Here is a 15533-nt window from a genome sequence, read left to right on the forward strand (position 1 = left end):
CCCCTCCTCCCTGGCCGCCCTGACGGTCCGTGCGTCGGGAAGAGTGTCATCGCCGCCTGGTCGGCCGGGCCACGAGCAAGGGGGCCAGCCCGGGCTCCCACCCTCTGCCACCAGCGGGCGCGCCCTAGCGAGGGAGAAAGCCACAGGCAAGCAGAAAGGAAGGCTGGAGATTCTCTCCACTTAGGGTAGTCACGGGCGCGCCAAGGGTGCGTGACAGACATGTCAACCGCCCTCAAGAACGGCGTCGCCTGCCCTCAGGCGACTTGGAGGGACGGATGCTCGAGAAGCTGATGCCGAAGTCGGACGAGTTCTTCGACGACTTCGATGCGCAATGTGCCGTCACCGTCGAAGGCGCGAAGATGCTCTACGAGTTGCTCAGTGACTACCGCGACGTCGCCCCGCGGGTCCAGGCGCTCAAGGACGCGGAGCACCGTGGGGACGAAGTCACCCACACCGCCTTCAACCGTCTGCACAAGCAGTTCATCACCCCATTCGACCGGGGGCAGATTCACACCCTGCTCTCCCGCATCGACGACGTGTTGGATTTGACCAACGCCGCCGCCGCCCGCCTGCACTACTACGAAATCCCGGCCAGCCTGCCGGACGCCACGGAGCTGGCACGCCTGCTGGTGCTGTCCACGCAGAAGGTGCAGGAAGTGGTGGCCGCGCTGCGGCTCATCAAGAAGCCGGAGCAGATCCTGGCCGGGTGCAAGGAAATCAAGCGCCTGGAGGCGCAGGCGGATGAGGCCCTGCGCTCGGGTGTCGGCCGGCTCTTCAAGAGCGGCGCGGACACGCTGCTCATCATCAAGTGGAAGGAGATCTACGACTTCATTGAGACCGCCACCGACAAGTGCCAGTCGGTGGCGAACGTCATCGAAGGCGTGGTGCTGGAGCACAGCTAAATGCTACTCGCCGCCGTCATCCTCATCATCGCGGTCGCACTCATCTTCGATTTCATCAATGGATTCCACGACGCGGCGAACTCCATCGCCACCGTGGTCTCCACCCGAGTGCTATCCCCCAACCTCGCCGTGGCCTGGGCCGCGTTCTTCAACTTCGTGGCGGCCTTTGGCGGGAACGTCCACGTGGCCAACACCATGGGCAAGGGCATCATCAACTTCGAGATGCTCCGGGCTCAGGGCCCCGGCGCGGTGCTCGCCGTCATCTTCTCCGCCCTCATGGGCGCCATCGTCTGGAACCTGTTGACGTGGTGGTGGGGCCTGCCCTCCTCGTCATCTCACGCGCTGGCCGGAGGCATGATTGGCGCCACGCTGCCGGTGCTCGGCTTCGCGGGCCTGGTGGGCTCGGGCATCGCGAAGATCGCCGCCTTCATCGTGCTGTCGCCGCTCATCGGCATGACGCTGGGCATCGGTCTGATGGTGTTGAGCACGTGGATGGTGCACCGCCAGACGCCGCTGAAGGTGGACTCGTGGTTCCGCCGGCTGCAGCTCGTGTCGTCCGCCATCTTCTCCTACAGCCACGGCACCAATGACGCGCAGAAGGTGATGGGCATCATCGCGGTGGTGCTCTTCGGCACCATCTGGAAGGACCGGCCGTTCCACATCGACTGGTGGATGATCATCTCCTGCCACGCGGCCATCGCCCTGGGGACCTTCTTCGGCGGGTGGCGCATCGTCCGCACCATGGGCCACAGCCTCACCAAGCTAGCGCCCATCGGCGGCTTCGCCGCGGAGACGGGCGGCGGCGTCACCATCATCGCGCTGGCCCAGTTGGGCATTCCCGTGTCCACCACGCACACCATCACCGGCGCCATCGTCGGCGTGGGCGCCACGCGGGGCTGGCGCGCGGTGAAGTGGGGCGTCGCCGGCCGCATCATCTGGGCCTGGGTGGTCACCATCCCGGCCGCGGCGCTGACCGCGGTGGTCTTCTACGGCCTCACCCAGGTGGTCATGCGCCTGGCAAGCTGAACGTCGGGGAGGGCTCGCATCGACCTCCGCGAGCCCTTCCCCGTCATGCAGGGACCTGCCGGGTCCCCTGCTTGACTTGCCGCGGCAAGTTCGGCCAGCCTTCCCTTCATGAACGGCGTCAACGGCCAGCATGTGCAGCGCGAGGGAACGACGTTCCTCGCCCGCGCGTGTGTCCTGACGACCGTGCTGACCACCACCACCACGACCACGACGACTCCCCGCCGGGCGCGGGTGGTCTAGCGACGGAACCACCTTGGTTTCCAGCTCGGCCCCGCGCTCTCCGGCGCGGGGCTTTTTTGTTTTCACATGCCGCAGGAGCCCCGACATGCAGCCCTCCCCGCAGTCGACGCCGCCGAACCCGCCGTCTCGCCTCGCCGCCTTCCGCGCGGAGGTGCGCTCATGAGGGTGATGAAATTCGGGGGGACGAGCGTGGGCAACGCCGAGCGGATGCGCGGCGTGGCGGACCTGGCCGCGGCGGCGAGCAAGGAGACGCGGGTGATGATGGTCGCCTCGGCCGTGTCCGGCATCACCAACCTCCTGTTGGACGCGGCCCGCGCGGCCCAGGAAGGTCAGCCGGTGGAGTCGCTCCACGGCCGCTTCGAGGACGTCCACCGCGGCATCATCCGCGAGCTGGCGGTGGAGCTGGGGGAGGCGCGGCTGCGCTCGCTGGAAGAAGGCCTTTCCACGCTGGCCTCGGAGCTGCGCGGGCTGCTGCAGGGCGTGGGGCTGCTGCGGGAATGTTCGCCCTCCGTGCTCGCGCACCTGTCTGGACTGGGCGAGCGCGCCTCATGCCTGATTCTGGGCGCGCTGATGCACGCACGCGGACTGGAGCCGCACGCCGTGGAGCCACGGGACGTCATCCTCTGCGCGGGGGACCCGCTCCAGGCCACGCCGCTCCAGGAGGAGACCCGGGCGCGCTTCACGCCGCTGCGCGAGGCCGGCGGTCCCGGGTTGATGCTGATGCCGGGCTTCTTCGGTGGTGACACCCGGGGCAAGACGATGTGCCTGGGCCGGGGTGGCTCGGATTATTCGGCGGCGCTGGCGGCGGCGGCGCTGGACGCGGAGCTGCTGGAGATCTGGACGGACGTGGACGGCATCTTCAGCGCCGACCCGCGGCTGGTGCCAGAAGCCTTCCCGCTGCCCGAGGTGAGCTTCGAGGAGGCCATGGAGCTGGCCTACTTCGGCGCCAAGGTGCTCCACCCCAAGACGATTGCGCCCGCGCGCGAGCGCGGCATCCCCGTGCGCGTCTGCAACAGCTTCCGCCCCGACCACCCCGGCACCCGCGTCACCGACGACGCCGCGCCGCCCGAGCACCCGGTGCGCGGCCTCTCCTTCCTTCCCGGCATCGCCCTGGTGAACCTGGGCGGCGCGGGACTCAAGGGCGTTCCGGGCACCGCCGCCCGCGTCTTCGAGTCCATGGCCCTCGCCAACATCTCCGTGGTGCTCATCACCCAAGGCTCCAGCGAGTGCTCCATCAGCTTCTGCGTCCAGCAGGAGGACGCGGAGCGCGCCGTGCAGGCCCTGGAAGTCGCGTTCGAAATGGAGCGCGCGGCGGGAAAGGTGGACACCATCGAGCAGCAGCGCGGGCTCGCCGTGCTCAGCATCGTCGGTGATGGCATGCGCCACCGCGTGGGCGTGGCGGGCACCTTCTTCAGCGCGCTGGCGGACGTGGGTTGCAGCATCGCCGCCATCGCGCAGGGCTCCAGCGAGCGCAGCATCTCCGCCGTCATCGCGGAGGCAGACGGTCCCCGCGCCCTGGCCCATGTCCACGGTCGGTGCTTCGGCACCACGGAAGTCGTGGAGCTGCTGCTGGCCGGCGTGGGCAGCGTGGGCAACGAGCTGCTCAAGCAGGTCCACCAGCAGGCACCCAAGCTGCGCGCCCACGGCGTGGACCTGCGCGTCTGCGTCATCGCCAACAGCAAGCGCGTCGCGACGGCGAGCGAGGGAATTCCCCTGGAGGACTGGAAGCAGCGGCTGGCGGCCAGCAGCGACGGCGCGCCCCTGGACGCCTTCCGCGACTGGGCCCGCGCGAAGCGGCCGGGTCGGCCCGTCTTCGTGGACTGCACCAGCAGCGAGGACATCGCGCTCGCCTACCCGTCGCTGATGGAGGCGGGGCTCCACGTCGTCACCGCCAACAAGAAGGCCAACGCCGGCCAGTGGAGCCACTACCGCAAGCTGCGCGAGACGGCCTCCCGCCATCAACGCCGCTTCCTCTACGAGACGAACGTGGGCGCGGCGCTGCCCGTCATCGACACGCTGAAGAACATGCTTCGCACGGGAGACCGGGTGTTGCGCGTGGAAGGCATCCTCTCCGGCTCGCTGTCGTTCATCCTGGGCCTGACGGAGGAAGGCGTCCCCTTGTCACAGGCGGTGGGCACCGCCATGGAGAAGCGCTTCACCGAACCCGACCCGCGCGACGACCTCCACGGCACCGACGTGGCGCGCAAGGTGCTCATCCTCGCCCGCGAGTTGGGCCGCCAGGTGGAGTTGGAGCAGGTGTCGCTGGACTCCCTGCTGCCGCCGGACTTCGACGCCACCGGGCCGCTGGATGACTTCCTCGCCCGGCTCCCCCAGGTGGACGCCGCCTTCCAGCGCCGCGTGGAGGCACTCCGCGCGGAGGGCAAGGTGCTACGCTACGTGGGCAGCGTCACGGAGGACGGTTGCTTCGTCGGGCTCGTCCCGGTGCCCCTGACACACCCGCTGGCGGCGGTGAAGGGCGGAGAGAACGCGCTCAGCTTCACCTCTGAGCGCTACAGCCCCACACCGCTGGTGATTCGCGGCTATGGCGCGGGCGCGGCGGTGACAGCCGCTGGCGTGCTGGCGGACGTGCTCCGCCTGGTCGATGGGCCGCTCCCCTGAGTTGACGCCCGGTCCGACAGGTCCGCAGCCGATGTCCGTTTGAAGTTGGCTGCGGACTTGCCGACAATGCCCCGCCTGCCCTCGAATGCGCGAGAGGCAAAGGGGAGAGAACGGAATGGACGTGACTCGCAAGCCGACCCGAGACCTCACCTGCAAGGTGCTGGCGCTCGCATTCACCCTGGCGCTGACAACTGCGTGTCCCGGTGATGACGATGATGATGATGGCAACGGTCCCCTGGGCGACCCCGTCACCCTGAGCGGCACGGTGACGTACGACTTCGTCCCGGCCGTCTACTCTCCCTCCACGCGGCGGGGGACCCTGGAGTTCAACCAGGCCCAGAAGCGACCCGTGCGCAACGCAGTCGTCCAGGTCCGACAGGGGACGCGGGTGCTCGTCGATGGAACGACGGACCAAGAGGGCCGCTACACGCTGACGTACAGGCCGTCTGGTAGCGGCGCGCTAACGGTCGTCGCGCTCGCCAAGACGACCCAGCCCGAAATCCAGATTGAGGACAACACCGACAACAACGCCATCTGGGCGCTGGGTGGCGACATCACCACGACGGTGACGACCAAGGACCTGCACGCGACCCACGGCTGGGCGGGCACCAGCTACACGGCCAGCCGGCGCATCGCGGCGCCCTTCGCCATCCTCGACAGCATGTACACCGCGTCGCGGGCCTTCATGGACGTGCGCCCGGTCAACTTCCCGCTGCTGAAGGTGAACTGGAGCCCGAACAACGTGCCCCAGTCTGGCAGCAAGCCGCAGGGCCGCATCGGCACGTCGCACTTCGCCTTCGCGGAGAACGAAATCTACGTGCTCGGCCGGGACGGCGTGGACACCGACGAGTTCGACGCCCACGTCATCGTCCACGAGTGGGGGCACTACTTCGAGGCCAACCTGTCGCGCGCGGACAGCCCGGGCGGACCGCACTCCAGCGGTGACATCCTGGACCCGCGCCTCGCCTTCGGCGAGGGCTATGGCAACGCGCTCGCCAGCATCCTGCTGCCGGAGCCCATCTACGTCGACACGATGTGGAGCGGCTCGACGCTGGCCGCCTTCGGCTTCGACGCGGAGAGCGAGCCGGCCAGCACCGACGACCCGAAGAAGGGCGCCTTCTCCGAGATGAGCGTCTTCCGGCTGCTCTATGACTTGTACGACTCCGGCACCAACGAGTCGCACGACAGGGTGTCGTACGACCTGGGCATCCTCTACGACGTGCTCGTCGGCCCGCAGAAGTCGACGCCCGCGCTGACCACCATCGGCTCGTTCATCAACGGCCTCAACGCCCAGCCCGGCGTCAGCACCGCGGACGTGTACCGGCTGCTGGCCCACTACAACATCGGGTCCATCTCCTCGGACTTCGGAGATGGGGACACCCCGCTGCGCGCCATCTATACCCACGTGCCGGGCATCCCGTACACCACCGAAGTGCCGCTGGTGGGCGGGCTCGACTACAACAAGCGCGAGCAGAACCAGTATTACGTCTTCACCGGCACGGGCCGGAACATGACGCTCAGCGCGTCCCATGCATCGGAGGACGTCGGCATCGAAGTCTTCGGCCAGGGCCGGAGCCTGGCGGAGTCCGACATCAACTACACCGGTACTGAGACGGTCAGCATCGCGACCCAGGCGGACGCGCGGTACGTCGTCGTCGTGTACGGCTTCAAGGAGACGACCGGTAACTACAGTCCCTTCCCCACCCTCTCCATCACCAGCCAGTGATTCCGGAGCGCACATGAACCTCAAGGCAATCGCAGCCCTGTCCAGTCTCCTCGCGCTCACGGCGCAGGTCGCCTGCACCTCCCCGTCGAAGTCGAACCCCACGCCCAACGACAGCTCGGACACCACGAAGGCCGGCGCGCCGGTGAAGGCGGACGCGAAGCTGGGTGGGGACCAGGCCCGCGTCTCCCTGCGCTTCGACGCGCCGGCGACCGACGTCAACGTCAGCCTCTCCGGCGTGGACGGACTGGAAGTGAAGAGCTCCGCCACCCCCGTGTCGGGCGGCAGCTTCACCCAGGACGCCGTGTCCGAGTTCGACGTGAGCTTCACGCCGGGTGAAGGGCAGTCTCACCTCGTCGTCACCGTCACGGGTGATTTCCGGGGCGCGCACCTGTCGCGGGTGTTCAGCTTCGCGGTGGGCACGCCCACGGCGGCGCAGCAGAAGACCGAAGGCACGACGGTGACGGGCGACGACGGGCAGCCCATCAAGATCATGCCCTCGTCCGACGCCGAGTAGTCCGGCCGGCCCAGCCGGGGCCCGGAGAACCGGGCCCCGCCGAAGCAAACCCCTGAAAAAACACAGCGGGGAGCGCGCCCCCCGACGCACTCCCCGCTGCGTGAGCCACTCAGACGAGAGCTCCAGAAAAAAACATTGGGAGCACGCCCCCTCGACGTGCTCCCAATGACTGCGCGGCCCGACTCCGGCGCGCCCTCCCCCTCGGGAAGCAACAGCCCCCCCGGGCTTGCTTCCTCCCCATCCCCACTTCGAAATTCAAAACGCACGGCGCCGAAAACCTTGAGGCCACCCTGCGTTTTTTTTCGGGCCGCCTGGAGCCATGCTCCGCCCACACGGCCACACACACACGCTGCGTACGGGCTCTCGCGAGTTGCTCCCAGGATGACGACCGACCTCTCCGCCCCGAAGCCATCGACCCATGCCTTCACAGGGACGCTGTTCCACCTCTGGGTCTTCCTCGGCTCCTTCCTGCTCTTCCAGGTGGAGCTCATCCTCGCGCGGCTGCTGCTGCCCGCCTACGGAAGCAGCGCGGCCATCTGGACGACGTGCCTGGTGTTCTACCAGGCGGTGCTGCTGCTCGGTTACTTCTACTCGAGCCGGGTCGCGGTGGCCGCGCACCAGGGCCGCTATCGCTGGGCCCACCTGGGCTTCGTGCTGCTCGCCGCGGCCGTCCTCCCGTTCCGGCTGCACCTCTTCGAGCTGCACCCCGTGGCGGCCATCCTGCTCACGCTGACGCTGTCACTGGGGTTGCCGTTCCTCGCCCTGTCGACGACGAGCGTCGTCGCCCAGGGCTGGTTCACCCGCACGGAGCATCCCTCCCGGGGAGACCCGTTCTTCCTCTACGGAACGTCCAACGCGGGCGCGCTCACGGCGCTGCTCACCTTCCCCTTCCTGGTGGAGCCGGCGCTCGACCTCCAGGAGCAGTTGGTCGCCTGGTACGCGGGCTACGGCGCGTTCGTCGTCTTCGCGCTCCTCTGCATCCAGCGCGTGCGCCCGGCGCTTGCCGGAGGAAGCACGATGTCCGAGCCAGCGGCCCGGACCGAGCCGGTGCCCCGCGCGCCGCGCGCCTCACGCATCACCTGGCTGATGCTGTCCGCGAGCGCCAATGCGCTGCTGCTCGCGGTCACCAACGTCCTCACGCTGGATGCCTCCATCCCGCTGCTGTGGATCCTCCCGCTCTCGCTGTACCTGCTCACGCTCATCGTGTGCTTCTCGAAGCGGCCCCCCACGCCCACGGGGTTGAACCGGCTCGCGTTGGGGAGCCTGGCCGTCGCGGCGGGCGCGGCGCTCTTCGCGCTGGCACGCGCGCAGACGTCGCTCCCGTCCCTGGTGCTGCACAGCGCGGTGCTCTGGGTGGGCTGCCTGCTGATGCATGGCAACCTCGTGTGGTGCCGCCCGTCGGACCCGCGCCAGTTGGGCTCATTCTATCTGCACGTCTCGCTGGGCGGGCTGGTCGGCACCTTGCTGCTGGCCCTGGTCGTTCCCCTGACGCTGGGCTCGCTGGCGCTCCCGTACCTGGACCACGGCATCACCGGCCTGCTCCTGCTGGGAGGACTGGCGGCGCGGGACATGATGCGCCGGGGCCAGGGGCTGCCCGTCCCGAAGCTGGCGCCCTACGTTTCGAGCGGAGCCGCCCTGTTCGTCGTCGCGGTCCTGTTGCTCTCCGGGTGGATGCTCGCGCGCGGGCGCATCGAAGGCTCGCGCACCTTCTACGGCCTCTACACCGTCAAAGACGCGGAGGGCCTGCGGCTGTTCCAGCACGGCAGCACCGTCCACGGCGTGGAGAACCTCCACCCGGACGAGCGAGGAGAGCCCCTCTCCTACTACCACCGGGGCTCCGCGGTGGGCCGGGTGCTGACCTCGGAACGGATTCCGCGTGAGCGCGTGGCCGTCGTGGGGCTCGGCATCGGCAGCCTCGCCGCGTATGGCCGCCCCGGCGAGCAGTGGGACTTCTACGAGCTGGACCCGGAGGTGGAGCGGCTCGCGCGCCAGCACTTCAGCATGCTCGGCTCCAGCCAGGCGGAGCTCCGCGTCCTCGCGGGGGATGCGCGCCTTCGCATGGAGGAAGCCAGGGACGGCGGGTACGACGTCATCGTCCTCGATGCGTTCTCCAGCGACTTCGTCCCCACGCACCTGCTGACCCGGGAGGCGCTGAGCCTCTATCTCCGGAAGCTCGCGCCGGAGGGGCTCCTGCTGTTCCATGTCTCCAGCCGGCTCTTCGACCTGGTCCCCGTGCTCACCCGCTTGAGCACGGAGCTGCGAGTCCAGGGGCTCGTGAACCAGACGGAGCGCCTCACCGCCGAGGAGCTGGCAGCGGGCCGCTCACCCAGCGTCTGGTTCGCCATGAGCGCCAACAGCGACGTCGTGGCCCGCCTCACCGAGGAGCTGCCCTTCCAGCCGGTGGACACGCCGCCCGAGCTGAAGGACAGGCGCGTCTGGTCCGACAGCTACGTCAACCTGCTGCACGCGCTCGCGCACTGACCCACGGCCTCGTGGTGCTTCCGAGCAAGCCTCGGAAGCGCCCTGTGGCCACGGCGGCTACGCGGTCTTCTCCCGGGCCGTGAGCACCTCGGATGAGGGCTCGCCGGCTTCGGCGATGCGCCGGGTGAGGCGGCGACGGACGACGTCGACGTGCTCCCGGAAGAAGTAGAGGTTCTCCGCGTAGGCCAGGGGCATGGGGATGCGGTTCACCTCGCGCTCGGCCTCGTCGAGCCGCCGCAGCATCTCCTCCAGCATCTCCCGGCCAGGCCCCTCCTCGAGCTGGAGCTCGATTTCCTTCAGCCGCGCGTACCAGCGGAAGATGCGCGAGCGCACACGCCACTGGTACAGCGCGGGCGCCACCCGGCCCAGAGGCACCAGGACGGCGATGAAGGGCACCAGCATCACCCAGAGCCGGTCCACCAGGTTTGCGGCCCAGAACGGCAGATAGCGGTGCAGGAGCGGAACGCCGGACTCGTAGTAACGGCGCGCCTCGCTGCTGAACGGAAAGCCCGCCTCGAGCGCCGCCGGGAACTCACCCGTGCGGTCCAGGATGCCGGCCTTGCCGTGGACCTCGCTGGCCGCGCGCATCAAGAGGTAGGCCAGCGCCGGGTGGAGCGCGTCGGTGGCGACCAGGTTCGCGGTGGGCGCCAACATCACCACGTCACGGCCTGGCACGTCCGCGGCCAGGTCGAGCACGCCTCGCGGCAGCACGTGCCGGGACAGATACGGGTAGCGGCGCACGTAGGCCTCGCCCCGCGAGAAGCTGAGGAGATGGATGCCTGGCACCCGCGCGAGCCGCTGGACGGGGGGTGACTCCGCTGGGGACACGATGAAGACAGCATCGACCTTGCCCTGCTTGAGCTGCTCGATGGCCTCGTCGCGCCCCAGGTTCAAGAGCTCCGTGGGCGCGGCGCCCACGCCGTTGGCCTCCAGCAACTTCACGGACAGGGCCCGCGTGCCGCTCTCCTCGGGGCCCACGACGATGCGCTTGCCCTGCAGGGCGTTCAGGTCATCGATGGTGGGCCCCCGATAGAAGACCCACAACGGCACGTAGGAGAGGCTCCCCAGGGATACGACGCGCGGCGCCTTGGTGGCGTCGGACGTCCCGCTCTGGACGAAGGCCACGTCCACGCCCGAGCGCTCGTCCTCCAGAAGCTTGATGCTGGTGAGCGAGCCGTCCGTGGGACGAATCTCCACCGTGACGCCGTGCTTCGCGAGAATCTCCTGATACTTGCGCGCGAAGTACCGGAAGCCGCCCTCGTCCCCAGCCGCCGCGATGACGAGCTTCTTCGGCGGCGCGGGCTTGACGAAGTAGAACGTGACGGCGAACGCGATGCTGACGATGACGAGCGCGGGGCCCAGCGTCATCCAGAGGTCCCACCGCAACGTGCGACGCAGGCGGGCCTTGAGCGAGTCCTTCTTCATGATGGGCGCGGAGTATAGACACGGCGCGCGCCAGCCACGGGGCCCGGCCGCCGGTGGGGCGGCCGGGCAGTCAGAAGGCGGTCACTCTACCCACCTCCTCCAGGGACGGGCGCCTCAGTCCCGCCGGCGCTTGGAGCGCAAGGCATCCCTGACCATCAAGGCCCGTCCGCGCTCGTGGCGCCGGTTGTCGTGCGCCGCGGTCGCGGTGCGCTGACGGGCCTGGAAGGCCTGCTCGCGCCGCAGCCGCTCGTAGCTGGCGAGCCGCGCCTCGGGCAGGGCCCCTGACGCCACGGCCGCGCGCACCGCGCACCCGGGCTCGCGCTGGTGCTGGCAGTCCGTGAAGCGGCAGCCGGCGGCCAGCTCGAGGATGTCGGTGAACGTCTGGCCGATGCCGTCATCCTCGCCCCACAACCCCAGCTCGCGCATGCCGGGTCCGTCGATGAGCAGTCCGCCGCCCGGGAGCACGAACAGCTCACGGTGCGTGGTGGTGTGACGGCCCTTGTCGTCCTCGGCGCGGACCGCCTGGGTGACCAGCCGCGCCTCGCCCAGGAGCCGGTTGACCAGCGTGGACTTGCCGACACCAGAGGAGCCGAGCAACGCCCCCGTCTTCCCGGCCGGAAGCTGCGCGCGAAGGGCCTCGACGCCATCCCCCGTCCAGGAACTCAGCGCGAGCACGGGTACGCCTGGAGCCAGCTCCTCCACCTCGGCCACGAGCGAGTCCGCGTCCGGGCGCAGGTCCGCCTTGGTGAGCACCACCACGGGCGCGGCGCCGCTGGTCCACGCCAGCGCCAAGGCCCGTTCGATGCGGCGGGGATTGAAGTTGCCGTCCAGTCCCGCGACGAGGACCACGACGTCCAGGTTGGCGGCGATGAGTTGCCCGTCGCGCTCACTGCCCGCCTCGCGCCGGGCGAGCACACTGGCGCGAGGCAGCACCGCGTGGAGCAGCGCCTCGCCTTCCCCATCGGGGAGTTGGAGCGCCACCCAGTCACCGATGGTGGGCAGGGACTCGACGCCGGGGGCTTGATGGAGAAGCCGGCCCGCGGTGCGCGCCAGCAGGGTGCGCGTGGCCGTCTGGACCGTGAGCAGCCCGCGATGCTGGCGCACGACGCGGCCCGGGACGAGGGACAGCGGGGACTGCGAGACGAGCGTGGAGAATGCGTGTTCGAAGGCTGGACCCCAGCCGAGGGTTTCAAGCGACATGGTTGGAAGGACTCCGGACAGAGCGGTGCCAATGGCGCACCTGGTTCTTCAGGGCTCCCCGAGGAGCGCACGGCCGCGCTGTGTCAGACCTTCGCGGCCGGCTAGGCGGCCTGCGCCCTCGAGGCGAACAGGACTTCCACCGCGTCGAGCACAAGGGGCGAGTTCACGATGCCTCCAGAGGGTTTCAAGGGGCGGTGTCCACCACCGCCCGGCACGGCATGTCTATCGCGGAGCGTGGCGGCGGGGAATGGCCACGTGTGCAGAACCGCCGCCAGTGCCCAGTCACCCAGGGAGCGCGGCGCGCCGAGCCCATGCCACACCGGGCGAGCGCCCGCCTTGCTGATGGGTTCCGGTGGAAACGGATACACCCCATTGTTAGGGGCAGATGTTCTCCAAGGAGCAGCCGTGTTCCGATTCGAAAACGACCGGGCGCTCATCGATTCCTTCCGCCCCAGAGACCGCCGAGTCATCGAGATGCCTCCAGGCATCACCTTCCCGCTCTTCGTGCGTGACTACCTCGCCTGGACGGAGACGTCCGGCGCGCGCGTGTATCTCATCTTCTCCGCGCCGGGCAGCCGCAAGCCCATTGGCATCATCTTCCGCCGGGACTCCCTGGGCGGCGAGCCCGTCACCCGCATGTGCGAGTGGTGCCACAACTACGGCTCGGCTCACGAGGTGTGCCTGCTCACCACAGCGGTGGACAACAAGCGTCGTGTGGGGGTGAACCTCTGCGCCGACCTGCGGTGCAAGGAGAAGATGGAGGACGCGGCGGACCGCTCCGGCCGACACCCGCTTGAATTTCTCGGAAAGCTCAATGAACGAATGTTTCGTTTCGCGCATGAGGCGTTGGGCATCGAGGCGCAGCCCGCCGCCTGATATCGCCGGGCAATCGAGCTTGACCCTGGAGGCATCCTTCGCTCTTTAGAGAGAAGTGATGCCCCCTGTCCGTGCCCTCGTTCTCGCCTCGCTGCTGGCCGCGGGGCTCGCCGCTGCCGCTCCCGTCGTGCAAATGCCGGAGGGGGGCCGCCCCGTGGAAGTGCTGGCCCAGGGTGTCGTCTGCGGACCGGTCCGCAACGGTTGGAGCCTGGGCCCGGATGGTCGCTCCGTGCTTCCGCCCGCCAGGCCGGACGACAGCACGCGCACGCAGGACCTCAAGGTCGCCGACACCCCGGCGCAGTGCGCGACGAGTGAACGAATCATCACGGTGATTGCCACCGGGCCGCTGCCGCGCATCGACTTCTCGGGGACATCCTTCTATCCGGACGAAGGCCGCCTGGAGCTGCGCGGCGTGGGGCTGTTGAACGTGGGCGTCGCGTGGTCGGGCAAGCCGCGCGGCGAGCCGGAGCGCCCCACCATGGAGGGGCAGGACGTCTGCCTGTCCCCCTCCAAGCCCCGGGGACTCGCGGACTGCGCGGTGCCCGTGCCGCAGGGCCTGCCCACGGACACGTCGCTGTACTGGATTCCGCCCTACGGCCGCATCGGGCCAGACGTGAAGACCTATGACGCCCTCGGAAACCTGGTGGACCCCGAATCGCTCCGCATCCGCCCCGGCCGCACCATCCTCACCGAGCCCCTGGTGCTCTCCAACGGCATCGACGTCTCGAAGGGGCCGGGCAGCGTCCCCATCAGCCACTCCGAGGCGATTGCCACCGCGGACTGCGGCACCGCCCGCTGCGAACCAGCCGAAGGCTTCATCTCCGTGCGCAACGTCCCGGGCGTGGATGCCACGGTGACGCTGCGCGCGCGGCTGGTGCCACGCGTCTACTTCTCGCGGGGCGACGTGCTCGACCAGGCCATCACCACCACGCTGTCCGTGCTGGCGTGTCCGCTCACGGCGGTGGAGGGCTCGGTGCTGCGTGGCGCGGAGAACTCCGCGCTCGTGGTCCGGTTGGATCCCGTCTGCGCCCATGACCCGCGCACCCTGGTGTGGACCGTCAACGGCCTGCGCGTCCGCGTGGAGCGCGTGGTGAAGCTGGCGGAGGGTACCTATGTGATGCTGCGCACGGGCGGCACGTCCGACCAGCAGGTGACCATCACCGCGCTGACGTCGCGGCAGGATGGAACGGTGGTCGCCTCGGAGACGACGAAGACGCTGCCCCTGCCCGCGCCCCGGGCCAGCTTGACGCTGCCCGGGCATGGCTCCATCGACTTCATCCCGACCAACCGGCCCGCCGAGGTGAGCATGGCGTCCAACGCCGGCTTGGGACGCTTCGTGCTGGAGCCCTTGCCTGGCGCCTACAGCGTCACGACGCGGGAGTCCGTCACCCTCATCCAGGGCGAGGCGGCGCCAGGCGCCTTCGTGGCGCTGCGCTTCGGCTACCGGCTTCCCACGCTGCCCGCGGAGCTGGCCACCACCGACCTGGCGATGGTGGATGAGCGCTTCCAACGCGTGGTGCGCGAGGCCAGCGTGCCCGCCCGCATCGAAAACCTGGTGGAGTTCGTCTGCGCGGACAAGGACGGCAAGGACCAGAAGCTGGAGCCCAGCCGCCCCCACCGGATTCCCTACGAGATGCGCAACACCTGCCGCGTCATCGTGCACCGTCAGCGCTTGAAGCCGGAGGATGGGAACCAGGAGGTCCTGCTCCGCATCAGCGTCACGAAGCCGGATGGCTCGGTGCGCGGGGGGAGCGGCGTCGAGCAGCGGATGTTCCTGCGTCCGCAGGGAGAACAGCGCGACATCCCCGTCCCGGGCAACCTGGGGCAGTACGACCGCATCACCGTCCAGGTCTCCCACGTGGCGGACGAGTCCCGCTACGCCTTGAGCACGACGGACCGCACGGGCCTGCCCTCCGCGCAGTGGACGGCCATCGTCACCGGTGGCCTCTTCCGGCTCTACACGACGGCCGCCATTCCCGCGGGCCTCTACCGCGCCACCGAGCCCACCGGGCAGCTCGCCATCAACTTCGGTGTCGTGTCGCGACTGGCGTTGCTGAACAACGAAGGCCAGGAACGCCTGCTGGGAATTGAAGCGGGTTTGATGGGACTGGGGCTCGTGCCGCAGTCGGGTGACATCCAGTTCCCGCCAACGCTCGCGGTCGTTTTGGGCCTGGGGCTGCGTGTTCCGATTGGCCCCGGCGCTGCCGTCGGTGCGCAGGCGTGGATGGCCTACGAGTTCCGCGGAGACATCCGACGTCGCACGGGAGGAGACCCCACGCTGGACCCGGTCGTTCCGTCGAGCAAATGGTCCTTCATCTTCGGACCGAGCATCTCCGTCGGTAACGTGGGCTTCAATCTCTGAGCGCTGTTGAGTCGAACCGGTCCTCGCGAATGTACTCTTCGCTGAGGACCGGCTCCCACTCGCCCATCCCACACAGCCGAGCCGTCCGACTGAAACGGACTTCAATGCCCGTTCTGCTACGCCACGCTCGCCCCGCCCGCCGCCCGTGCTGCCGCGTACCGC

11 protein-coding genes are annotated in these 15533 nt (G+C 69.1%); 9 read left to right on the top strand and 2 right to left on the bottom strand.

The window, feature by feature from the left end; translation table 11 throughout:
* Nucleotides 1-275: 275 nt before the first annotated feature.
* From HNV26_RS33835 to HNV26_RS33860, 7 genes are all read left to right on the top strand, one after another.
* Nucleotides 276-902 (top strand): DUF47 domain-containing protein, encoded by a 627-nt coding sequence (locus tag HNV26_RS33835; protein WP_090489746.1) that lies wholly within the window; start codon nt 276-278, stop codon nt 900-902.
* The gene (locus HNV26_RS33840; RefSeq protein WP_171441181.1) at nt 903-1928 is read left to right on the top strand and encodes an inorganic phosphate transporter; all 1026 of its coding nucleotides are present in this window, start codon (nt 903-905) and stop codon (nt 1926-1928) included.
* Nucleotides 1929-2036: 108 nt separating this feature from the next.
* A complete protein-coding gene (locus HNV26_RS39100; RefSeq protein WP_011552355.1) occupies nt 2037-2168 on the top strand; it encodes a hypothetical protein in 132 nt (43 codons plus the stop codon).
* Nucleotides 2169-2327: 159 nt separating this feature from the next.
* Nucleotides 2328-4787, top strand: coding sequence for a bifunctional aspartate kinase/homoserine dehydrogenase I (gene thrA, locus HNV26_RS33845; RefSeq protein ID WP_171441180.1), 2460 nt, complete (start codon nt 2328-2330; stop codon nt 4785-4787).
* 85 nt (nt 4788-4872) lie between these two features.
* Nucleotides 4873-6513, top strand: coding sequence for a hypothetical protein (locus tag HNV26_RS33850; protein ID WP_171441179.1), 1641 nt, complete (start codon nt 4873-4875; stop codon nt 6511-6513).
* 13 nt (nt 6514-6526) lie between these two features.
* Nucleotides 6527-7027 carry a hypothetical protein gene (locus HNV26_RS33855; RefSeq protein ID WP_171441178.1) on the top strand — a complete coding sequence of 167 codons (501 nt, stop codon included), beginning with the start codon at nt 6527-6529 and terminating at the stop codon, nt 7025-7027.
* A gap of 381 nt (nt 7028-7408) precedes the next feature.
* Entirely contained in the window at nt 7409-9508 is a 2100-nt protein-coding gene (locus tag HNV26_RS33860; RefSeq protein WP_171441177.1) for a fused MFS/spermidine synthase, read from the top strand.
* Nucleotides 9509-9565: 57 nt separating this feature from the next.
* On the opposite strand, the gene HNV26_RS33865 is transcribed toward HNV26_RS33860, so the two are convergent.
* Together HNV26_RS33865 and rsgA are read right to left on the bottom strand one after the other, a co-directional pair.
* Nucleotides 9566-10933 (bottom strand): TAXI family TRAP transporter solute-binding subunit, encoded by a 1368-nt coding sequence (locus HNV26_RS33865; protein ID WP_171441176.1) that lies wholly within the window; start codon nt 10931-10933, stop codon nt 9566-9568.
* Between the two features lie 114 nt (nt 10934-11047).
* Nucleotides 11048-12133, bottom strand: coding sequence for a ribosome small subunit-dependent GTPase A (gene rsgA / locus HNV26_RS33870; protein ID WP_171441175.1), 1086 nt, complete (start codon nt 12131-12133; stop codon nt 11048-11050).
* Nucleotides 12134-12538: 405 nt separating this feature from the next.
* Between rsgA and HNV26_RS33875 the strand changes: the two genes are divergently transcribed.
* Both HNV26_RS33875 and HNV26_RS33880 read left to right on the top strand, forming a co-directional pair.
* Nucleotides 12539-13009, top strand: a complete 471-nt coding sequence (locus HNV26_RS33875; protein ID WP_171441174.1) for an FBP domain-containing protein — start codon at nt 12539-12541, stop codon at nt 13007-13009.
* A gap of 58 nt (nt 13010-13067) precedes the next feature.
* Nucleotides 13068-15371: a hypothetical protein gene (locus tag HNV26_RS33880; protein ID WP_171441173.1), complete on the top strand. Its 2304-nt coding sequence runs from the start codon at nt 13068-13070 to the stop codon at nt 15369-15371.
* Nucleotides 15372-15533: the final 162 nt, after the last annotated feature.

The sequence above is a fragment of the Myxococcus xanthus genome (assembly GCF_013116825.1).
Classification (GTDB): Bacteria; Myxococcota; Myxococcia; order Myxococcales; family Myxococcaceae; genus Myxococcus; species Myxococcus xanthus_B.

Coding starts and splice junctions, on each gene's coding strand:
- HNV26_RS33860 (WP_171441177.1), top strand. CDS start 7,409: ATGACGACCGACCTCTCCGCCCCGAAGCCATCGACCCATGCCTTCACA.
- HNV26_RS33850 (WP_171441179.1), top strand. CDS start 4,873: ATGCGCGAGAGGCAAAGGGGAGAGAACGGAATGGACGTGACTCGCAAG.
- HNV26_RS33835 (WP_090489746.1), top strand. CDS start 276: ATGCTCGAGAAGCTGATGCCGAAGTCGGACGAGTTCTTCGACGACTTC.
- HNV26_RS33865 (WP_171441176.1), bottom strand. CDS start 10,933: ATGAAGAAGGACTCGCTCAAGGCCCGCCTGCGTCGCACGTTGCGGTGG.
- HNV26_RS33840 (WP_171441181.1), top strand. CDS start 903: ATGCTACTCGCCGCCGTCATCCTCATCATCGCGGTCGCACTCATCTTC.
- HNV26_RS39100 (WP_011552355.1), top strand. CDS start 2,037: ATGAACGGCGTCAACGGCCAGCATGTGCAGCGCGAGGGAACGACGTTC.
- HNV26_RS33880 (WP_171441173.1), top strand. CDS start 13,068: ATGCCCCCTGTCCGTGCCCTCGTTCTCGCCTCGCTGCTGGCCGCGGGG.
- HNV26_RS33855 (WP_171441178.1), top strand. CDS start 6,527: ATGAACCTCAAGGCAATCGCAGCCCTGTCCAGTCTCCTCGCGCTCACG.
- rsgA (WP_171441175.1), bottom strand. CDS start 12,133: ATGTCGCTTGAAACCCTCGGCTGGGGTCCAGCCTTCGAACACGCATTC.
- thrA (WP_171441180.1), top strand. CDS start 2,328: ATGAGGGTGATGAAATTCGGGGGGACGAGCGTGGGCAACGCCGAGCGG.